Below are 20,342 nucleotides of genomic sequence, written 5' to 3'. Positions count from 1 at the left end.
GGTGTCAGCCCTTCTTCGCGCTCGACTGCGCCGTGTCCAGGGCGGCCCGCGGGCTCGTGCCGCCGGACAGGGCCGACTGCACGGCTGTCCACAACGGCTGTGAGATCGTGGGGTACTTGGTGCCCAGACCACCGCTGGTCCGGCCCCGCGCGGCGGCCACGGCCGTCACCCACGGCTTCAACTCCGGGTTCGCCTTGACCTGTTCGGCCTGTACGGCCGCGGTCGGCGCGATGTACGTCAGTGCCGTGTCGGTCGCCAGCAGGCTGTCGGCGCTGGTGAGGCAGGTGACGATCTTCTTGCTGACGTCGTAGCGCCCGGTGTCCTTCTGCACCGGGACGGTGACGAACTCCCCGCCGGTCGGGACCGGTGCCGAACCGCCGTGCTGGGCGGGGATGTTGATGATCCCGTAGCCGAACCCCGCCTTGTCGGCGTTGCCCAGCTGCCAGGTGCCGTTCTCGCCGAACGCGTACTCCCCGGTGGCGAACTCCTGCCAGCTGGTGGTCTGGGTGTTGGTGAGCACGTCCTTCGGCGCGTACCCGGCGGCCACCCACTGCTTCCACAGCGTCAACGCGGCTGTCCCCTGGGCCGAGTCGAGCCGGGTGAGGTCGGCGCCCGCGCCCCAGAACCAGGGCAGGAACTGGAAGCTGCCCTCCTCCGTGTTGATCGCGGAGAACGTGATGCCCTTCTTCCCCGCCGCCCCGACCTTCTTCAGCGCCGCCGTCAGTGAGGCCCAGTCCTTCACCGAGGCCGCGTCGACATGGGCGGTGGCCAGGATCTTCTTGTTGTAGTAGAGGGCGAGGGTGTTGGCGCCGACGGGTATTCCGTACGCCGAGCCGTCCAGGGTGCCCGCGCCGATGATGTTCTTCTGGATCGGCGAGGTGTCCAGCCCGAGATCGCTCGTTTTGTTGAGGATCCCGGCCTCCACCAGCGTGGAGACCACGGGGTTGTCCACCAGCATCACGTCCGGCGCGTTGCCCTGCTGCGCGGCGAGCAGCGCCTTGTTGCCCAGGTCCGTGGTGTCGTACGCGGTCCGTCTGATCTTCACCCCGGCCCGCGTGCCGCACTCCGCGACCCGTTTGCCCCAGGCCGAGGAGGCGTCGAACTGCGGGTAGGGGTCCCAGAAGGCGTACGTCGACGAGGAACCGGAGGCCCCCGAGGAGCCGGCGGAGCCGGAGCCGCAGGCGGCGACGGAGACCAGCGCGCCGGCCGCGGCCAGGGCGGTGAGGAGGGTTCGGCGGGTGTTTCGCACGGAGTGACCTCGTTGTCAGGGTGAAGAACCAGGGCGACAGGGGTGACGAGGGTGATGAGGGTGATGAGGGAGGCGACGGAGTCGAGAGGGGCGAGAGGGGCCCGGAGGCGCGAGGGACGAGAAGGAGTTCAGGAGGTGGGGAGCCAGACGCGCATGCTGCCGTCCTGCCGGTTGGCCCAGGCGTAGTAGGGGATCGCGGTGAGTTCGACGGCGTCACCGGCCGTCCCGGTACCGGGCTCGGCGTCCCGGTAGGGCCACCACCGCCCGTCGTCGGGGAGCCGGCGGCGGTAGCCGGCCGCGACCACGCCGGTGATCCCGCCGAGGAGGTCGGGACGGTGCTTCACGGCGAGCGGGCGCGTCGGGTCGAGCACGATGTCGTCCAGCCCCCCGCCCGGATGGTCCGCCTGTTCCAGGCAGTACACGAGCGGCCCGCGCTCGATCGCCGCGCAGCCGCGCACGGCGTCCACGCGCGGGTCGGCCGCCGTCAGCCGTGGTTCCAGGGCGAGTTCGAGGACGACTTCGTCGCCCGGCGCCCAGGTGCGTGTCAGCCGCAGCCAGCCGTTCTCCACGGGCGCGTCCGTCCGGTCGTAGGAGAGCGTTCCGACGCGCACCCGGAACTCGCGGCACCAGGCCGGGATCCGCAACGACAGTGTCCAGGGCCGGTCTTGGGGGGTCTCCTCGACGGTCAGGGCGACCGTGCCGTGCCAGGGGTAGTCGGTCTCGGCGCGCACCCCGATGCCGTGCGAGGAGTAGCGCCCGGAGACGTACTGGTGGACGCGCAGGCCCTCGCCGTCGGTGTCGGTGGACGACAGGTAGTGCTCCAGGGAGGCGAGCAGGCGCATGGCGTTCGGCGGGCAGCACGCGCAGCGGAACCAGCGGGTGCGGCGGGCCGACTGGTCGCCGCCCGGGTCGGTGTGGCCGTCGCGGACCTGGAGCGGGTTGACGTAGAGCCAGCGCTCGCCGTCGAGGGAGACACCGGCCAGGAAGCCGTTGTAGAGGGTGCGTTCGATGAGGTCGCCGTAGCGGGCCTCGCCGGTGAGCAGGGCCATGCGCCAGCTCCACTGCACGGAGGCGATGGCCGCGCAGGTCTCGCAGTAGGCGCGCTCGGTGGGCAGTTCGTAGGGGTCGCCGAAGTCCTCCTCGTCGTGGTGGGCGCCGAGGCCGCCGGTGAGATGGGTCTTGGTGGTGGTCATGGCGTGCCACAACCGCTCGGCGGCGGCGCGCAGTTCGGGCTCGCCCGTCTCGGTGGCGAGGTCGGTGACGGCGGCCAGCAGGTACAGCTGCCGTACGGCGTGGCCCTCCACGTCGGCCGCCTCGCGCACCGGGACGCGGTCCTGGCAGTAGGCCTCGCCGCCGAGCAGGCCGTGGCCGTGCCGGTCGACGAAGTACCCGGCCAGGTCGAGGTAGTCGCGTTCGCCGGTCTCCCGGTACAGCTCGACCAGGGCGGTCTCCACCTCGGGGTGGCCGTCGATGCCGTCGATGGGTTTCCCGCTGCCGGGCGGTCCGAAGACCTGGCCGAGGTGGTCGGCGAACCGGCGTGCCACGTCGAGGAGTTCGGTGTTCCCGGTGGCCCGGTGATGGGCGACCGCCGCCTGGAGGAGATGGCCCGCGCAGTACAGCTCGTGGCCCCAGCGCAGGTCCCGGTAGCGCTCGCCGCCCTGGCGCAGCTGGAACCAGGTGTTGAGATAGCCGTCCGGCTGCTGGGCGGCGGCGACCAGGGCGACGATCCGGTCGACCTCGGGCCGCAACGCGGCGTCGGGCTGCCGGGCGAGCTGCCAGGAGGCGGCCTCCAGCCACTTGTAGACGTCCGTGTCCACGAACGGGTAGCCGCCCCGGAAGTCGCCCTCGGCCGTACCCGCGGCCAGTCGCAGATTGTGCAGATTGCCCGCCGACTCCAGCAGTTGGGGACCCTGGGGAAGGGAGACGCGTGCGTTGACCTCGCGACGGGTGTGCCAGAAGCCCGCGCCGATCTCCGCGCCGGCGGGGCGCAGCGCGGCGTGCGCGGCGGGGCCGAGCCGGACCGGGCCGGTGGGGGTGGGGGCGGAGTGGGTGGTGGGCATGGTTCTCCGGTTCTCCAGCAGAACTAGTTTGCGCAACCGTTTTCCTGCTGGAGAGTGAAGGGGAGTTTGGGGAATCTGGTCAAGTAGCGAGACGCAGTATTTTTTCAGTTTGCTCAGGGGCTGGCCCGCCCCGCCGCACGGGTGCGACGATGGGGCCGCCACTGTCGCCGACCGGGACGTCACCGCCGACGTACCGGAATAGGACTGCCCGTGACCTCCGTTCCTCGTTCACCCTCCGCGGGCCGGGCCCGGCTCACCGACGTGGCCGCCCTCGCGGGCGTCAGCGTGGGCACCGCGTCGAAGGCGCTGAACGGCGGCGGGCGGATGCGGCCCGAGACCCGGCAGCGGGTGCTGGACGCGGTGGAGACGCTCAAGTTCCGGCCGAACCAGTACGCGCAGAGTCTGCACACCGGCCGCAGCTGGACGGTCGGGCTGATGACGACCGACGGCATAGGGCGGTTCAGCACCCCCGTCCTGCTGGGCGCCGAGGACGCGCTCGGCGCGGGCAAGATCTCCGTGCTGCTCTGCGACACCCGGGGCGACGCCATCCGGGAGCAGCACCATCTGCGCAACCTGATGGACCGCCGTGTCGACGGCATCATCGTCACCGGCCGCCGCACCGACCCGCGCCCGCCGCTGACCGGTGTCGACGAGGTGCCGGTGGTCTACGCGCTCTCCCCGTCCACCGACCCGGCCGACACCTCCGTCGTCTCCGACGACCGGGGCGGCGCGCGGCTCGCCGTGGAGCACCTGCTCTCCATCGGGCGCACCCGGATCGCGCACGTCACCGGCCCGGAACACCACGCGGCGGCCCGCGACCGGGCCCGGTACGCCGTCGGGCACCTGGAGCGCTCCTCGCTCCAACTGGCCACCGGGCGCGTCCACTTCGGCGAGTGGAGCGAGGCGTGGGGGCGTCGGGCCGCGGAGGCGGTGCTGCGCACGGCCCCCGGCACGGACGCCTTCTTCTGCGGCAACGACCAGATCGCCCGGGGTGTGACGGACGCGCTGCGCGAGCGCGGGGCGGCCGTTCCCGGCGACATCGCGGTGGTCGGCTACGACAACTGGGACACCATGGCGCTGGCCAGCCGCCCGCCGCTCACCACGATCGACATGAGCCTCGCGGAGATCGGGCGGATCGCGGCCCTGCGGCTGCTGGAGGCGATCGACGCGGACCCGGCACCGGGGCTGCACCCGGTGCCGTGCCGGCTGGTGGTGCGGGAGTCCAGCTGACGCCGGCGCGGCGGCGGCCGGCGGGGGCGGTCAGCCCGTCGCGAGATCGGGCAGCAGGGCGGAGAGCGCCTCGCGTTGCTCCGGTCCGACGACCCGGTTGAGGGCGCGGCTGACCGTCTCCGCGAGCGGCTCGGAGGCCGCGCGCAGCAGCTCCCGGGCCTTGTCGGTGAGGGCGACCTCGATGCCCCGCTTGTCCCCGTGGACCGACTTGCGGGTGACGAGACCGGCGTGCTGTAGGCAGGCGATCTGATACGTCAGCCGGGTCTTGGGCCGGCCCAGCAGCTCCGCGACGCGGGTCATCCGCAGCCCCTCCTCGGGCTCTTCGGCGAGCAGGCAGAGGACGAGGAACTCGTCGTGCGAGACGTCGAGGTTCCCCTTCACGACCGAGCGCAGCTCCTGCTCCACCGCCCCGGTCGCCGCCAGCAGCAGCATCCAGGCCCGCAGCTCCGCCGGGAGCAGGCCGCCACCCCGTGAGGAGGGGCATCCGGGCTGGTCGGCGGGGCGCTTTTCGAGATCGGCCATGCTCAGGAGTCTACCCGTCGTCCAAATTTGGAGGAGTTGGTTGTCCAGATTTGGATAATGGGCTAGCGTGAGCTCATCCAAATTTGGACTACCGATGCCGACCACCGCTATCGAGGAGAGACCATGACCGTCGCCGTGGAAACAGGTGTGTGGCAGCTGGACCGGGCCGCGTCCACCGTGGGCATCCGGCACAAGACCATGTGGGGTCTGGTCACCGTCAAGGGCGTCTTCGGCGCGGTCCGCGGCCAGGGCGAGGTGCGCCCGGACGGCTCCGCCATCGGCACCCTGACCCTGGACGCCGCCTCCCTCGACACCAAGAACCCCAAGCGGGACAAGCATCTGCGCTCCGCCGACCTGTTCGACGCGGACAGGTTCCCGGAGATCACCTTCGTCCTGCGCGGCGCGGAGCCGCGGGACGACTCCACCGTGGACGTCGTCGGCCAGCTCACCGTGCACGGCATCAGCCGGCCGCACTCCTTCACCGCCCGGCTCTCCGACGCGAGTGCCGAAGCCCTCACGCTGGACGCCGAGTTCACCGTGGACCGGAGCCAGTTCGGCATGGGCTGGAACCAGTTGGGCATGCTGGCCGGCCTGACCACGGTCACGACCACCCTCCGCTTCGTCCGCGGCGTCGCCTAGGATCCGCTCAACTCCCCGGCCGCAGGCGCACGTCCGAGCTGGACAGCGTCTGCGGGGTGGCGGTGAAGGCACGCAGCCGGAACCGCACCGCCTTGTGGGGCAGCGGGAACCTGCCGTCGGGGGCCCGCAGTTCGACGGTGGCCGTGCCATGGGCCGGGATGCTGGACGGCCCCTTCGCGAGCGACCAGAACCTGCTCATCCCCTGCCCGGTCGTCATCATGTAGTGCGGAGACAGGGCCCCGTCCGAGGAGTTGGTGACCCGGACGGTCAGCGTCGAGACCGAGGTGGCCGAGGGCCGCCGTACCGCGGTGACCGCCATCCGGAGCGGCGGGCCGCCCGTCACCGCCACCGCCGCGCACGCCAGGGCCGGTACGAGCAGCAGGCCCGCCGCGGCGAACCGGGCCGGGCGGCCCGCGAGGCCGGCCGGCGGCCGCGGGCGCGGCTGCCACGCGCCCGCGAACTCCGACGCGGGCGCGGTGATCGCGCTCGCCAGCCACAGCGGCGTCATCATCAGGTAGTACCCGTCCTGGGAACGGGTCGCGAGGTAGAAGGCGCACCACGGCAGTACGGCCGCCGCGGGCCCCAGCCGCCGTACGAAGAGCACGAACAGGGCGAGCAGCGCCGCCGCCAGCAGCAGGCTCGCGTGGGAGTACCAGTCGAGACGGTTGCTGCCGTCGGTGAGGTACAGCGAGATGTCGACCAGGCCCTGGCCGTGCGGCACCGCGCCCTGCGTCAGCGGCAGCGCGATGCCCCGCAGCCAGGTGCCCGGCTCGTGCACGATGAAGTACGTGTTGATCAGCAGCCAGACGGTGACCGCGATGCCGAGGACGCGCAGCACCAGCCGCCCGGCCCGCCGGCCGCCGAGTTCACCGCGCCGCACGCAGTAGATCCCGGCGAGCAGGAACGGCGCCAGGAACCAAGGCAGTTGCTGCGCCGCGCAGGCGGCGCCCAGACACGCCGCCTGGACGGTTCCCGCCGTACCGAGCCGGCCGCCCCTGCCGATCCGGGGCCAGCGCACCACCACCGGCACCAGCAGCGCCATGGCGAGGACCGCCGGATAGCCCTGACGGCCGTAGGCCGGCAGCAGGCCCAGGCCGAGACAGGCCAGTGTCGCCGCCGACCGGTACCGCGCGGGCAGCATCCGCCACAGCACGACCGCGCCCACCACGAGCGCGCCGGTACTGACCGCCGTGGCGGGGGCGCCCTGGTGCCGCAGCCACAACAGCGGTGCCACGAGCAGGAGTTCAAGCGGGGGATAGCCGTACGTGTAGTCGTAGGTGCCGGTCACCGTCGGGGTGAGCGCGACCCCGTGGCTCGGGTGGAACAGCCAGGGCCAGGGCTGTCCGTAGACGGCGTGCCCGGCGACCAGTTCCCTCGCCGCCTGGGTGGTGAGGACGGCCTCGTCGCCACCGCTGTGGGACACCGCCCACGCGGAGAGGGTCAGCGCCACCGCCGTCACCAGCACGCACAGATCGACCCGGGCCAGCGAGCGCTCCCGGCGGACCACCAGGGCCAGCACCCCGCAGACGAGGATCGAGGCGTAACAGACCGAGATCAGTGCCGCCACGACGAGACGGTGACCGGCGGCCTGCGTCCACACCCCGCGCGTTCCGACGAAGAGACCGACATCGGCGAGCAGGGTGAGGACGCGGTGCCACTGGACGGGCGGTTCCGGGGCGGACACCGCCGACTGTGTCCGCCGACCGGGTGTCACCTGCTGTGTGTCTGCCAAGTGCACGACATGGGACGTTATTGCCCCCTGGTGAGCGAGGCGTCAGCACGCGTGAAGAGTCCGGTGTGAACGCGGTAAGAAGCCCGTATTACTGCGGGATTGGGGCGAAATCGATCACTCGCGCCGGGTGCGCGGCAGGCGTCAGTACACATCCCGTACGTACCGCTTCGTGGCCGCCAGCTGCTTCACGTACGCCGCCGCCTCGGCCTCGTCCAGCCCGCCGTGCGCGACCGCGATGTCCCGCAGCGCCGCGTCCACGTCCTTGGCCATCCGGGACGCGTCGCCGCACACATAGAAGTGCGCGCCCTCGCTCAGCCAGTGCCACAGCTCCGGCCCGTGCTCGCGCATCCGGTCCTGCACGTACACCTTGGCCCGCTGGTCGCGGGAGAAGGCGGTGTCCAGGCGGGTCAGCGTCCCCTCGGCGCGCAGCGCGGCCAGTTCCTCCTCGTAGTAGAAGTCGCTCGCCCGGTGCTGCTCGCCGAAGAACAGCCAGTTGGGTGCCTGGTGCCCGAGCGCGCGCCGCTCCTGGAGGAAGCCGACGAACGGCGCGACCCCGGTGCCCGGACCGACCATCACCATCGGGGTCGACGGGTCGGCGGGCGGCCGGAAGTGCGGCGCGCTCCGCACGAAGACCGGTACCTCGGTGTCCTGGCCCGCATCGGCGAGGAACGGCGAGCAGACGCCGCCGCGCGACCGGCCGGCCAGGTTCTCGTACCGCACGACGGAGACCGTCAGCGAGACGCGGTGCGGGTCGGCCAGCGGGCTGGACGATATCGAGTACAGCCGCGGCTGGAGCCTCCTGAGCACCCCGGCCCACTCCTGGGCGCCGGCCCGCACCGGATGCTCGGCGAGGACGTCCACCGCCTGCCGTCCCCAACTCCAGCGGGTCAGACCGTCCTTGTTGTCCGGCCGCAGCAGCTTGCGCAACTCCCGTGCGTCCCGCGTCCGTTCGGCGACGAAGCGGAGGAAGTCGGTGGTCGCCCGGGTGATGTCCAGGTGGCGGTGGAGCGCCTCGGCGAAAGGCACCTCCCCGACATCCGCCACGTGGACGGGCGTCGCGACGTCCACGCCGGTCACGGCGAGCCACTCGGCCACCAGGGAGGTCGAGTTGACCGGGCGGACCCCGAGGGCGTCACCCGTCTCGTACGTCAGCGAGGTGCCGCTGGTGTCGAAGGTGAACTGGCGGACCTCCTTGGCGGCACCGGCACCGCTCAGCAGCCGGTTGCCGACGAGACGGGCGGTGACGGGCGCGGGCGCGGGCGCGGGCGTGGGTGTGGGCTTCGCGGGCGCCGGCGGCTCCGGGGCGGCCGGCCCGGCACCCAGCGCGTTGAGCACCTGGTCGAGCCACGCGCCCGCCGACGGCTCGTAGTCCGGCTCGCAGTCCGTCCGGGGTGCCAGCCGCTCGCCGCCCAACTCGCCCAGCCGGACGTCCAGTCGGCGTCCGTGCCCGCAGAAGTCGTCGTACGAGGAGTCGCCCAGGGCGAGCACCGCGTACCGCACGCCGTCCAGCCGGGGCGCCTGGGCGCCGGAGAGGCGGTCCCAGAAGCCCGAGCCGTTGTCGGGGGCGTCGCCGTCGCCGAACGTGCTGGTGATGAAGAGCAGATCGGCGTCGCGGGGGAGCGCGCCCGCCTCGGCCTCGTCCATGCCGACCAGGGTCGCCCGGTGACCGGCCGAGCCGAGCCGTTCGGCGGTGGCGGCGGCGAACTCCTCGGCGTTGCCGGTCTGCGAGGCCCACAGGACGACGATCTCCCGTCCCCTCGGGGCCTGTTCCCGGGGCGCGTCGCCGGTCCGGGAGTACATGCCGGCGAGGACCCCGTTCACCCACAGGGCGTGCTCCGCGCCGAAGGGGGCGTCGGGCGGCAGCACGGGCACGCCGGGCGCACCGGCGGTCAGCCCGGCCAGGAACCCCGTCAGGTACCGGCGTTCCGTCGCGCTCAGCACGGGCGGCGGCGCGGGCTCAAGGCCGAAGGGGTCCGAAGTGGGCGTCAGAGCAACGGAGTTGGCGGGGGTGGAGAGGAGCGACGGCACCGAGGGGACGGCGGGGGCCGGGGCAGTGGCCGAGGGGAGCGGCGCGGGCCGGTGCACCTTCGCCAGGGCCACCGCGCACATCTTGAACTCCGGCTGGAACGACACCGGATCGACCGCGTCGTTCGTCACCGCGTTGACGCTCAGATACTCGCCGAAGAGGTCGTTCCAGTGGAACGGCGCGAAACAGCACCCCCGCCGCACCCGGTCGGTGACCACCGCGGGCAGCACCGCCCGCCCCCGGCGCGACGCCACCTCCACCGAGTCGCCCTCGGCGATCCCCAACTCCCCTGCGTCCAGGGGATGCAGCTCCAGGAACGGCCCGGTGTTCAGCTTGTTGAGCTTGGCGACCTTCCCCGTCTTGGTCAGGGTGTGCCACTGGTGCTGCACCCGCCCGGTGTTGAGGACGAAGGGGAAGTCGTCGTCCGGCAGTTCGGCGGCGGGCAGGTGCGGCCGGGCGTGGAAGACGGCCCGTCCGCCGGGCGTCGGGAACCGCAGCTCGCCGCCGGCCACGTACCGCACGGGATTGCGCTCCGGCCCCGCCACGTCGGCGGCCGGCCACTGCACGGGCGTCGAACGCAGCCGCTCGTACGTCACCCCGCGCAGATCCCACCCGGTCACCGGGTTGTACGCCCGCCGGATCTCCTCGAAGACCTGCTCGGCACTGTCGTAGGTGAAGCCCTTCTCGTACCCCATCTCGCAGGCGACGGCGGCGATGATCCGCCAGTCGGGCAGCGCCTCGCCGGGCGGGTCGACGGCGGCCCGGGCCAGGGTCAGGGTGCGCTCGCTGTTGACCAGGACGCCCTCGGCCTCGGTCCACATCGCGCCGGGCAGCACGACATCGGCGTACGCGTTGGTCTCGGTGTCGGCGAAGACGTCCTGGGTGACGACGAACTCGGCCGCTTCCAGCCCCTCGATGACGGTGCGCCGGTTGGCGACCGAGGCGACCGGGTTGGTGCAGATGATCCAGCACGCCTTGATGTCGCCCTCGGCCATCGCGCGGAACATCTCGACGGTGCCCCGCCCGACGCCGTCCGCGCGGATCGTCTCCGGCGGCAGCCCCCACAGCTCCTCGGTGAACGCCCGCTCGGACGCGACGAGTACGGACCGCTGACCGGGCAACCCCGGGCCCATGTACCCCATTTCACGGCCGCCCATCGCGTTCGGCTGACCGGTGAGGGAGAACGGGCCGCTGCCCGGACGGCAGATCGCACCGGTGGCGAGATGCAGGTTGACCAGCGCGTTGGTGTTCCAGGTGCCGTGCGTCGACTGGTTGAGGCCCATCGTCCAGCAGCTCATCCACTCGCCCGCCTCGCCGATCAGCCGGGCGGCGGTGCGGATGTCGTCCTCGGCGAGACCGGCGAGGGCGGCGACCACGTCCGGCGGATAGTCGGCGAGGAACTGCGGCATCGCCTCCCACCCCTCGGTGTGCGCGGCGATGAACTCCGGGTCGGTGTGCCCGTTCTCGTGCAGCAGGCGCAGCACACCGTTGAGCAGGGCGAGATCGGTGCCCGGCGCGATCTGGAGGAACAGGTCGGCCTTCGCCGCGGTGGCGGTCCGCCGCGGATCGACGACGATCAACTTGGCGCCCGCCTTGACCCGTTCCATCATCCGCAGATACAGGATCGGATGGCAGTCGGCCATGTTGGAGCCGATGACCAGGAAGACATCGGCCCGCTCGAAGTCCTCGTAGGACCCCGGCGGCCCGTCGGCACCCAGCGACAGTTTGTATCCGGCGCCCGCACTCGCCATGCAGAGACGGGAGTTGGACTCGATCTGGTTGGTCCGCAGGAAGCCCTTGGCGAGCTTGTTCGCGAGGTACTGCGCCTCCAGGCTCATCTGCCCGGAGACATAGAGGGCGACCGCGTCCGGTCCGTGCTCGTCGACGATCGCGCGCAGCCGGCGCGCGGTCTCGGTGATCGCGTCCGCCACCGGCGCGGGCACCGGCTCCGCTCCCCGCTCGTCCCGCACCAGGGCACGGGTCAGCCGGCCCGGCGCGGCGAGCATCTCGGCGGTGGTCGCGCCCTTGGTGCACAGGCGGCCCGCGTTCGCCGGGTGCGCCTTGTCACCGGAGGCCTTGAGGACCGTACGGCGGCCGTCGGCGCCGACGGCGACGTCCAGCACCATCCCGCAGCCGACACCGCAGTACGAGCAGACCGTACGTACGCGCTGGGCTCCGGGACTCGTCGTCATGCCGTAGACCGTACGAATTGCCCGTTACGCCGATGTCACGTCGCTCGATCATCAGGGGTTACGCCCCCTGCACAGCGGTACCGGAGCGGTTGTGAGGTGCGGATCAAGGGTGGCGGTGTGTGTCGCTGCTGAGCCGAACGGGTGACCATGCGTAACAATTGCCTGATGCAGACAGCCAGTGCGACCCAAGACGGAGCATGCCGGTGAACAGGCGCGATGTCACCGACGAACAGTGGGAGGGGCTGGCCCAGGTCGTGCCGTTGCGGGGCCGGGACGCCTGGCCGTCCGCGGTGGGCCACCGGCCCCCGCCCGAGGCGGAGACGGAGCCACGGCGCCGCTTCGTGGTGCTGCGCGTCAACGTGTTCTCGGACGCCCGCGAGGTCGCCGAGACCCTGATGTCCGGAATTCCGGTCCTGCTGGACCTGACCAGCGCGGAGACCGACGTCGCCAAGCGCGTCCTCGACTTCAGCACCGGAGTCGTCTTCGGCCTCGCGAGCGGCATGCACCGCGTCGACCGCAACGTGTTCCTCCTCACCCCGCCGGGGACCGAGGTGAGCGGGCTGATGGAGGGGGCGGGACTGCCCGGAATGTGACGGCACGGGCCGCGCCGGGCCGGTCCCCCGATCGTAGGAAGCTCCCCCGGAGGGAACGGTTCGCCTGCCGGCGCAGACCTACCGTCCGGTTATGACCCCGTCATCCCCCTCGCCTCGTTCGCCCCTCGCGCCCCAGGCGCCTTCACCGTCCCCGTGGTCGGAGCCGTCCGGATCCGACCCGGCGGCCGAGCCCCCGCCGGTCGTGCCGGCCCAGCTGTCACGGCCGTCGGCCACGGCCGGGGCACCGGCCTCCGCCGCCGCGCCCCACCGGGTGCCGCGCGGGCCCGCCGCCGCGCCGCCCGCGCCCGCCGCCACGGTCCCCACCTCGCCGAAGTCACCCGCCACGCCGCCGACTTCACCCGCGCGTCCCGGTGTGCGGCCCGAGCGGCCCCGCCTCGTCGAGCTGCGGCTGTCCGCGTTCGCCGGACACCGCGCCGTCCGGTTCCCCCTCGGACCGCTCACGGTCTTCGCCGGGCCCAGCGGCTGCGGCAAGACGAACGCGCTGCGGGCGTACGAGGCGCTCGCCCGGCTCGGCGGCGGCGCGGCCCTGGCGGAGGTGTTCCCCGACCCGGCCGGCTGCGTACCGGACCGGGCCCGCCCCGACACCCAACGCCGTCGCGGCTTCCGCATCGGCTGTACGGCGGACGGACCCGAGGGCCTGGTACGGCTCGACATCGCGGTCCAGGCCGAGCCCGAACTGCGCATCGTGGGCGAGCGGTTGGCGGCGGCGGGTGGCCCGGTGCTGCTGGAGACCGCCCTGCGCGACCCCGGCCGCTGCTCGGTACAGGCCGCCTGGCACACGGCGGGTTCCTCCCCGGTGACCCGGGCCCCGCTCCCGGACGACCTGCTCGGCACCGCCCTGCTGCCGCTGCACGTCGCCGGCAAGACGGACGGACAGCGCCAAGTCCTCGCCGCCGCCGAGCAGATGGTGGTCGCCCTGCGGTCGGTGTTCGCCTGCGATCCGGCGCCCGGCCGGATGCGGGCGGCCGTCCCGGTCGGTGACGGACGTCTGCTGCGCGGCTGCGAGAACCTCGCCGACGTGCTGTGGCGCACCAGGACGGAGTGCGGGCGGCGCCACGCGCAGCTCGTCTCGGCGGTGCGCGCCGGCTGCGCCGGGCCGGTCGCGGACGTACGCGCGGAGCCGCTGGGCGGTGGTCTGCTGCGCGCGGTCCTGGACCGGGGCGACGGTCCCCCCACCGGCTTCGAGCGGCTCGGCGACGGTGAACTCCGTTACACGGCACTGGCGTTGGTGCTGCTCACGGGTCCGGGTGTACTGGAGGTCGACCCGCCGGGCGAGGTCCCCGCCGCGCTGCGGACCCTCACCGTCCTCGCCGACGGCCTCGACCGGGGGCTGGACGTACGGCAGCGCGCGGAACTGCTGCGGCTCGCGGCGCGGATGTGTGAGCGCGGGCACATCCGGTTCCTCGGCACGGTGAGCGACGCGTCGTGGATCACCGGGGCGGGCGGCCTTGGCGAGGAGAGCGGGGCGGCCGTGGCGGACGGGATCACAGTGGTACACCTGGACGCGTGACAGACCACCTCGACGTGGCGGAACTCCAGCGCAGGCTCGCCGAGTTCGCCGCCGCACGGAACTGGCAGCCGTACCACACCCCCAAGAACCTCGTCGCCGCGCTCAGCGTGGAGGCCTCCGAACTGGTCGAGATCTTCCAGTGGCTGACGCCCGAGGAGTCGGCGCGGGTCATGGACGACCCGGAGAGCGCGCACCGCGTGCGGGACGAAGTGGCCGACGTGCTGGCCTACTTGCTCCAGCTGTGCGAGGTGCTGGGCATCGATCCGCTCGCCGCGCTCGACGCGAAGATCGACCGGAACGAGCGGAGATTCCCGGCACCGTGACCCCGGCCGGACCGGGCGAGTGTGCGAGGACGGCGCGGGGTGAAGGGGGCTGGAGGGGGTTCACGCGGGAGCCGCTCGGTCCGTTTTCACTCACAGTAGTCATTCACCTCTCCGCAACCGATTTGTTGTCCGCAGATTTCCGTCTTCCTCTGGCTTTTCGTCTCAAGCGCCCTCACTCTGGGTAGTGGACTAGCGAGTTCGGGCAGACGTGCGAACAGCGCGTCGGGAATATGACGGGGGCAGCGCATGGACGCGATGCGGCTCATCCTGACGAGCAGGCGCGCCCTGGCCGGCGGCGGAGACGTGCCCGAGATGCTGACGGAGGTCTGGCAGGCGCAGGCCCTCGCCCAGGCGATAGGGAGCCGCCTCGCGGTCGCGGGGCCTCCCGAACTCCGGGGCGAGGCATTGGGGTTGACCGAGCTGGCGGGCCGGGGCTGCGGAGTGCTCGACACCCCGGTCCTCGATCCCCTGGAGCTGCGCGCGGCCCAGCTCACCGAGTTGGGCGACGCGCGGGCGGCTCTGCTGTGTCTCGGCGGCCTGCTCGGCGAGGTCGGCATCGCGCTCGTCGGCATCGCCTGCGCGGCGGACGACGAGGGCACGTACTGGCAGTGCATGGAGGCGATCGACGCGGCGGACGAGTCACGTGACCGGGTCCTGGAGATGCTCCGAAGACTGTCGGCCCGGGACGAGGCGATGGCACAGCGGGAGGCAGGATGACGGGGTCGCGGCCGACGTGACGTGACCGGACCGGACGGCGCGCCCGCTCGCCCCGCCGGGGGGACCGAAGAGGTCGACCGGCGCCCCGGCGTGCAGGATGGGGGTATGGATCTTCGCATCTTCACCGAGCCCCAGCAGGGGGCGACCTACGACACCCTGCTCGCGGTGGCCAAGGCCACCGAGGACCTCGGGTTCGACGCCTTCTTCCGGTCGGACCATTACCTCAGCATGGGGTCGGGCGACGGCCTGCCCGGTCCCACGGACGCCTGGCTGACCCTCGCCGGCCTCGCCCGCGAGACCAGCCGCATCCGCCTCGGCACCCTGATGACGGCCGGCACCTTCCGCCTCCCCGGCGTGCTCGCCATCCAGGTCGCCCAGGTGGACCAGATGTCCGGCGGCCGGGTCGAACTCGGCCTGGGCGCGGGCTGGTTCGAGGAGGAGCACAAGGCGTACGGCATCCCCTTCCCCAAGGAGAAGTTCGCCCGCCTGGAGGAGCAGCTGGCGATCGTCACCGGCCTGTGGCAGACACGGCTCGGCGACACCTTCGACTTCCACGGCACCTACTACGACCTGACCGGTTCGCCCGCGCTGCCCAAGCCCGCGCAGTCGAGGATCCCGGTGCTGATCGGCGGCCACGGCGCGGTCCGTACGCCCCGGCTGGCCGCGCGGTACGCCGACGAGTTCAACATCCCGTTCGCCTCGGTCGAGGACAGCGAGCGGCAGTTCGGCCGGGTCCGCGCCGCCGCCGAGGCGGCCGGCCGCGACGCCGGTGACCTCGCGTACTCCACCGCCCTCGTGGTCTGTGTCGGCAGGGACGACCAGGAGGTCGCCCGCCGCGCCGCCGCGATCGGCCGCGAGGTCGACGACGTCAGGGCCAACGGTCTCGCCGGTTCGCCCGCCGAGGTCGTCGACAAGCTCGGCCGCTACGCCGCGATCGGCGCGGACCGGATCTACCTCCAGGTCCTCGACCTCTCGGACCTTGACCACCTGGAACTGATCTCGTCGCAGGTCCAGTCCCAGCTGTCGTAGGAACCTCGCTGTAGGAACTTCGTCGTAGGAACCTCGTCGTAGGAACCTCCGTCCCTCCGGCCGGCGGGACAGGCCACGGCTGGACGCTGGACGCGGGACGTCGCGGCCTCGCGCGGGGTCTCGGGCGGGGCCCCGGGCAGGGCGGAGCCGCGTGGCGGGGCACGCCACGCGACCCCGCCCTCCGCACCGCTCGCACCGCGCTCTCCGCCCAGCCCCCGGCGCCCAACTCCCCTTCCGGCGGGCGGCGCTCCTCCGGATATCCGTAGGCGCAGCTCGCACCGGGTGTGCGAAGGTGACCACGTCGTCCTGCCGTGCCCGAATCCGCACCAGAGCCCCCGGGATCACCTGGGGGTTCTCGTGCGTACGGCGGCACACGCACCGTTCCCGTCCCCACCCGGCCGGCCCGTCGGAGAGGTCCTCCGCATGTTCCTGACGATCAGTACCACCGGCACCCCCGAACGCCCCGCGACCGACCTCGGTTTCCTGCTGCACAAGCATCCCGACAAGGCGCAGGCGTTCTCGACCTCCTACGGCAAGGCCCACGTCGTCTACCCGGAGGCGGCCGTCGAGCGCTGCACGGCGGCGCTGTTGCTGGAGGTCGACGCGGTGGCACTGGTCCGACGCGGCAAGGGCAAGGGGCGCGGCGGCGCGCCCGACGCGGCGCTCGCGCAGTACGTCAACGACCGTCCGTACGCGGCCTCTTCGCTGCTCGCCGTGGCGCTCAGCGCGGTCTTCTCCAGTGCGATGCGCGGGGTCTGCGCCGCGCTGCCGGAGCGTGCCGGACAGCCGCTGCCGCTGCGGGTCGAGGTGCCCGCGCTGCCCGCCCGGGGCGGTCCCGCGCTGGTACGACGGCTCTTCGCGCCGCTGGGCTGGACGGTCACCGCCGAACCGGTCGCGCTGGACCCGGAGTTCCCCGAGTGGGGCGACTCCCGGTACGTGGACCTCGTGCTGCAGTCGGAGGAGTCGACCCTCGCCGAGGCGCTGCGCCACCTGTACGTCCTGCTGCCGGTGCTCGACGACGCCAAGCACTACTGGGTGTCGTCCGACGAGGTCGACAAGCTGCTGCGGGCCGGTGAGGGCTGGCTCGCCGACCACCCGGAGCAGAAGCTGATCACCAGCCGTTATCTGTCCCGGCGCTGGTCGCTGACCCGGCAGGCCATGGAGCGGCTGGAGCTGGTCCGGCTCGCCGAGGCCGACGACAGTGACGTCGGGGAGATCGACAACGCGGTCGCGGAGGAGACGGAGGCCGAGGAGAGGCCGACGCCCCTCGCGGTGCTGCGCAGGGAGGCGATCGTCGCCGCGCTCACGGCGTCCGGCGCCGCCCGTGTCCTCGATCTCGGGTGCGGTGAGGGCCAGTTGGTGCAGGCCCTGCTCAAGGACCCGAGGTTCACCGAGATCGTGGGCACCGACGTGTCGATGCGCGCGCTGACCATCGCCGGCCGCCGGCTCAAGCTGGACCGCATGGGCGAACGGCAGGCCGCGCGCGTCCAGCTCTTCCAGGGGTCGCTCGCCTACACCGACAACCGGCTCAAGGGGTACGACGCCGCCGTGCTCAGCGAGGTGATCGAACACCTCGACCTGCCCAGGCTGCCGGCCCTGGAGTACGCGGTGTTCGGCGCCGCCCGCCCGAGGACGGTCGTCGTGACGACGCCGAACGTCGAGTACAACGTCCGCTGGGAGACCCTCCCCGCCGGACACGTCCGGCACCGCGACCACCGCTTCGAGTGGGCCCGCGCCGAGTTCCGCGCCTGGGCCGGCACGGTGGCCCAACGGCACGGCTACGAGGTGGAGTTCGGGCCCGTCGGACCGGACGACCCCGAGGTGGGACCGCCCACGCAACTGGCCGTGTTCACGCTCCGCACCCCGCACACGAAGGAGGAGAAGGCCGCATGACGAACGAGAACGACGGGACGCGCGAGAACGGCGCCAGGACCCGCACCCTGCCGGTCACCGACCTCTCCCTGGTGGTGCTGATCGGGGCCTCCGGCTCCGGCAAGTCCACCTTCGCCCGCAGGCACTTCAAGCCGACCGAGATCATCTCCTCCGACTTCTGCCGGGGACTGGTCGCGGACGACGAGAACGACCAGAGCGCCAGCCGGGACGCCTTCGACGTCCTGCACTACATCGCCGGCAAGCGGCTCGCCGCCGGTCGCCGCACGGTCGTCGACGCGACCAGCGTCCAGCAGGACAGCCGACGCCAACTGATCGACCTGGCACGGCAGTACGACGTCCTGCCCATCGCCGTCGTGCTCGACGTCCCCGAGGAGGTGTGCGCCGAACGCAACGCCTCCCGCACCGACCGGGCCGACATGCCGCGCCGGGTCATCCAGCGCCACACCCGTGAACTGCGGCGCTCGCTGCGCGGCCTGGCTCGCGAGGGCTTCCGCAAGGTGCACGTCCTGCGGGGCGTCGAGGAGATCGAGAACGCCACGGTCGTCACCGAGAAACGCTTCAACGACCTGACCCACCTCACCGGCCCCTTCGACATCATCGGCGACATCCACGGCTGCGCCGCCGAACTGGAGTCGCTGCTGGTCAAGTTGGGCTACGACGACGGCGTCCACCCGGCGGGCCGTACCGCCGTCTTCGTCGGTGACCTCGTCGACCGGGGCCCCGACTCGCCCGGTGTGCTGCGCCGGGTGATGTCCATGGTCGCGTCCGGCGCCGCGCTCTGTGTGCCCGGCAACCACGAGAACAAGTACGGCCGTCACCTCGCCGGCCGCACCGTCCAGCACACCCACGGCCTCGCCGAGACCATCGAGCAGATGGACAGCGAGAGCGAGGAATTCCGGTCGCAGGTAAGGGAGTTCATCGACGGCCTCGTCAGCCACTACGTTCTCGACGGCGGCCGGCTGGTGGTCTGCCACGCCGGGCTGCCCGAGAAGTACCACGGCCGCACCTCGGGCCGGGTCCGCTCGCACGCCCTGTACGGCGAGACGACCGGCGAGACCGACGAGTTCGGGCTGCCGGTGCGCTACCCGTGGGCCGAGGACTACCGCGGCCGGGCGGCCGTCGTCTACGGCCACACCCCCGTCCCGGACGCCACCTGGCTGAACAACACCATCTGCCTGGACACCGGCGCGGTCTTCGGCGGCAAGCTGACCGCGCTGCGCTGGCCGGAGCGCGAGCTGGTCGACGTACCGGCCGAGCGGGTCTGGTACGAGCCGGCCCGCCCGCTGCGGACCGAGGCACCCGGCGGACAGGACGGCCGCCCGCTGGACCTGGCGGACGTGCGGGGCCGCCGGGTCGTGGAGACCCGGCACGCGGGCCGCGTCTCCGTGCGCGAGGAGAACGCGGCGGCGGCGCTGGAGGTCATGAGCCGGTTCGCGGTCGATCCGCGGCTGCTGCCGTACCTGCCGCCGACGATGGCTCCGACGGCGACCTCGCGGGTGGAGGGTTATCTGGAGCACCCGGCCGAGGCGTTCGCGCAGTACGCCGAGGACGGGGTCGCGCGGGTGGTGTGCGAGGAGAAGCACATGGGCTCGCGGGCGGTGGTGCTGGTCTGCCGGGACGCGGAGGCGGCGGCGAGGCGCTTCGGCGTCGAGGGCGGCCCCACCGGGTCGCTCTGCACGCGCACCGGCCGGCCGTTCTTCGACGACCCGGCGGTGACGGAGGAGATCCTCGGACGCCTGCGGACCGCCCTCGACGAGTCCGGCCTGTGGACGGAGCTCGCCGCGTCGGACGGCGGCTCCGGCGCGGGTGACTGGGTGCTGCTGGACGCCGAGTTGCTGCCGTGGTCGCTCAAGGCGACCGGGCTGCTGCGCGGTCAGTACGCGGCGGTGGGCGCGGCCTCCCGGGCGGTCTTCCCCGCTGCCCTGGCCGCGCTCGAAGGCGCCGCGGAACGGGGTGTCGACGTGAGCGCCCTCCTGGCCCGCCAGCGTGAACGGGCCGTGGACGCCTCGGCGTTCACCGACGCCTACCGGCGCTACTGCTGGCCCACGGAGGGTCTCGACGGCGTCCGGCTCGCCCCGTTCCAGTTCCTCGCGGTGCAGGGCCGCAGCCTCGCCGGCCTCCCGCACGACGAACAACTCGCCCTGCTGGACCGCCTGGTGGAGCACGACGGCACCGGCCTCCTACAGACGACCCGCCGCCTCTACGTCGACACCGCCGACCCCGACTCCGTCCGGGCCGGGGTCGACTGGTGGCTGGAGATGACCGGGCGCGGCGGCGAGGGCATGGTCGTCAAGCCGGTCGGCGCGGTGGTGCGCGGGGCGTCGGGCCGGCTGGTCCAGCCCGGCATCAAGTGCCGGGGCCGCGAGTACCTGCGGATCATCTACGGTCCCGAGTACACGCGCCCCGACAACCTGGCCCGGCTGCGCGGCCGTTTCCTCAACCACAAGCGGTCCCTCGCGATCCGTGAGTACGCGCTCGGCCTTGAGGCCCTCGACCGGCTGGCCGAGGGGGAGCCGCTGTGGCGGGTGCACGAGGCGGTCTTCGTGGTGCTGGCGCTGGAGTCGGAGCCGGTGGACCCACGGCTGTGAGGGGAGCGGGGAGTGCCG

General features: G+C 72.6%; 14 protein-coding genes. 9 read left to right on the top strand and 5 right to left on the bottom strand.

What is annotated here, in order from left to right:
- Positions 1-4: 4 nt before the first annotated feature.
- Both ABZT12_RS26640 and ABZT12_RS26635 read right to left on the bottom strand, forming a co-directional pair.
- The gene (locus ABZT12_RS26640) at positions 5-1,249 is read right to left on the bottom strand and encodes an extracellular solute-binding protein (RefSeq protein WP_356389111.1); all 1,245 of its coding nucleotides are present in this window, start codon (positions 1,247-1,249) and stop codon (positions 5-7) included.
- Between the two features lie 128 nt (positions 1,250-1,377).
- A complete protein-coding gene (locus ABZT12_RS26635; RefSeq protein ID WP_356389109.1) occupies positions 1,378-3,309 on the bottom strand; it encodes a beta-L-arabinofuranosidase domain-containing protein in 1,932 nt (643 codons plus the stop codon).
- 210 nt (positions 3,310-3,519) lie between these two features.
- Here ABZT12_RS26635 and ABZT12_RS26630 point away from each other — a divergent pair, with 210 nt between their 5' ends.
- Positions 3,520-4,539, top strand: coding sequence for a LacI family DNA-binding transcriptional regulator (locus tag ABZT12_RS26630; RefSeq protein WP_356389107.1), 1,020 nt, complete (start codon positions 3,520-3,522; stop codon positions 4,537-4,539).
- 30 nt (positions 4,540-4,569) lie between these two features.
- Here ABZT12_RS26630 and ABZT12_RS26625 read toward each other — a convergent pair whose 3' ends face one another.
- Positions 4,570-5,061, bottom strand: coding sequence for a MarR family transcriptional regulator (locus ABZT12_RS26625; protein ID WP_356389105.1), 492 nt, complete (start codon positions 5,059-5,061; stop codon positions 4,570-4,572).
- Positions 5,062-5,184: 123 nt separating this feature from the next.
- On the opposite strand from ABZT12_RS26625, the gene ABZT12_RS26620 reads away from it, so the two are divergent.
- Complete coding sequence (locus ABZT12_RS26620) at positions 5,185-5,700, top strand: YceI family protein (RefSeq protein ID WP_356389103.1); 516 nt, start codon at positions 5,185-5,187, stop codon at positions 5,698-5,700.
- A 7-nt stretch (positions 5,701-5,707) separates the two neighbouring features.
- Here ABZT12_RS26620 and ABZT12_RS26615 read toward each other — a convergent pair whose 3' ends face one another.
- Together ABZT12_RS26615 and ABZT12_RS26610 are read right to left on the bottom strand one after the other, a co-directional pair.
- Positions 5,708-7,384 (bottom strand): hypothetical protein, encoded by a 1,677-nt coding sequence (locus ABZT12_RS26615; protein ID WP_356389101.1) that lies wholly within the window; start codon positions 7,382-7,384, stop codon positions 5,708-5,710.
- 189 nt (positions 7,385-7,573) lie between these two features.
- On the bottom strand, positions 7,574-11,650 hold the full coding sequence (locus tag ABZT12_RS26610; RefSeq protein ID WP_356389099.1) for a molybdopterin-dependent oxidoreductase: 4,077 nt from the start codon (positions 11,648-11,650) through the stop codon (positions 7,574-7,576).
- Between the two features lie 197 nt (positions 11,651-11,847).
- On the opposite strand from ABZT12_RS26610, the gene ABZT12_RS26605 reads away from it, so the two are divergent.
- The 7 genes from ABZT12_RS26605 to ABZT12_RS26575 all read left to right on the top strand — a co-directional run bounded on the left by ABZT12_RS26605 (position 11,848) and on the right by ABZT12_RS26575 (position 20,324).
- On the top strand, positions 11,848-12,243 hold the full coding sequence (locus ABZT12_RS26605; protein WP_356389097.1) for a cell division protein SepF: 396 nt from the start codon (positions 11,848-11,850) through the stop codon (positions 12,241-12,243).
- Positions 12,244-12,334: 91 nt separating this feature from the next.
- Positions 12,335-13,774: an ATP-binding protein gene (locus tag ABZT12_RS26600; protein ID WP_356389095.1), complete on the top strand. Its 1,440-nt coding sequence runs from the start codon at positions 12,335-12,337 to the stop codon at positions 13,772-13,774.
- Positions 13,771-14,097, top strand: a complete 327-nt coding sequence (locus tag ABZT12_RS26595; protein WP_356389093.1) for a nucleotide pyrophosphohydrolase — start codon at positions 13,771-13,773, stop codon at positions 14,095-14,097. Before ABZT12_RS26600 ends, ABZT12_RS26595 begins: the two co-directional genes overlap by 4 nt.
- Positions 14,098-14,343: 246 nt before the next feature.
- Complete coding sequence (locus tag ABZT12_RS26590) at positions 14,344-14,814, top strand: DUF6099 family protein (protein WP_356389091.1); 471 nt, start codon at positions 14,344-14,346, stop codon at positions 14,812-14,814.
- Between the two features lie 105 nt (positions 14,815-14,919).
- Positions 14,920-15,843 carry an LLM class F420-dependent oxidoreductase gene (locus ABZT12_RS26585; RefSeq protein ID WP_356389089.1) on the top strand — a complete coding sequence of 308 codons (924 nt, stop codon included), beginning with the start codon at positions 14,920-14,922 and terminating at the stop codon, positions 15,841-15,843.
- A gap of 423 nt (positions 15,844-16,266) precedes the next feature.
- Positions 16,267-17,736 (top strand): 3' terminal RNA ribose 2'-O-methyltransferase Hen1, encoded by a 1,470-nt coding sequence (locus ABZT12_RS26580; RefSeq protein ID WP_356389087.1) that lies wholly within the window; start codon positions 16,267-16,269, stop codon positions 17,734-17,736.
- Positions 17,733-20,324: a polynucleotide kinase-phosphatase gene (locus tag ABZT12_RS26575; RefSeq protein WP_356389085.1), complete on the top strand. Its 2,592-nt coding sequence runs from the start codon at positions 17,733-17,735 to the stop codon at positions 20,322-20,324. Before ABZT12_RS26580 ends, ABZT12_RS26575 begins: the two co-directional genes overlap by 4 nt.
- The last annotated feature ends 18 nt before the right edge of the window (positions 20,325-20,342 follow it).

The organism is Streptomyces sp. NPDC005423 (genome assembly GCF_040606415.1).
Classification (GTDB): domain Bacteria; phylum Actinomycetota; class Actinomycetes; order Streptomycetales; family Streptomycetaceae; genus Streptomyces.
Note: the sequence above shows the minus strand (reverse complement) of the source record. Positions and strands in the feature narration are given on the sequence as shown.

What these genes read in the sequence shown, in the direction of transcription:
- ABZT12_RS26635 (WP_356389109.1), bottom strand. Translation starts at nt 3,309, where the DNA reads ATGCCCACCACCCACTCCGCCCCCACCCCCACCGGCCCGGTCCGGCTC.
- ABZT12_RS26625 (WP_356389105.1), bottom strand. Translation starts at nt 5,061, where the DNA reads ATGGCCGATCTCGAAAAGCGCCCCGCCGACCAGCCCGGATGCCCCTCC.
- ABZT12_RS26620 (WP_356389103.1), top strand. Translation starts at nt 5,185, where the DNA reads ATGACCGTCGCCGTGGAAACAGGTGTGTGGCAGCTGGACCGGGCCGCG.
- ABZT12_RS26610 (WP_356389099.1), bottom strand. Translation starts at nt 11,650, where the DNA reads ATGACGACGAGTCCCGGAGCCCAGCGCGTACGTACGGTCTGCTCGTAC.
- ABZT12_RS26605 (WP_356389097.1), top strand. Translation starts at nt 11,848, where the DNA reads ATGCCGGTGAACAGGCGCGATGTCACCGACGAACAGTGGGAGGGGCTG.
- ABZT12_RS26600 (WP_356389095.1), top strand. Translation starts at nt 12,335, where the DNA reads ATGACCCCGTCATCCCCCTCGCCTCGTTCGCCCCTCGCGCCCCAGGCG.
- ABZT12_RS26590 (WP_356389091.1), top strand. Translation starts at nt 14,344, where the DNA reads ATGGACGCGATGCGGCTCATCCTGACGAGCAGGCGCGCCCTGGCCGGC.
- ABZT12_RS26585 (WP_356389089.1), top strand. Translation starts at nt 14,920, where the DNA reads ATGGATCTTCGCATCTTCACCGAGCCCCAGCAGGGGGCGACCTACGAC.
- ABZT12_RS26580 (WP_356389087.1), top strand. Translation starts at nt 16,267, where the DNA reads ATGTTCCTGACGATCAGTACCACCGGCACCCCCGAACGCCCCGCGACC.
- ABZT12_RS26575 (WP_356389085.1), top strand. Translation starts at nt 17,733, where the DNA reads ATGACGAACGAGAACGACGGGACGCGCGAGAACGGCGCCAGGACCCGC.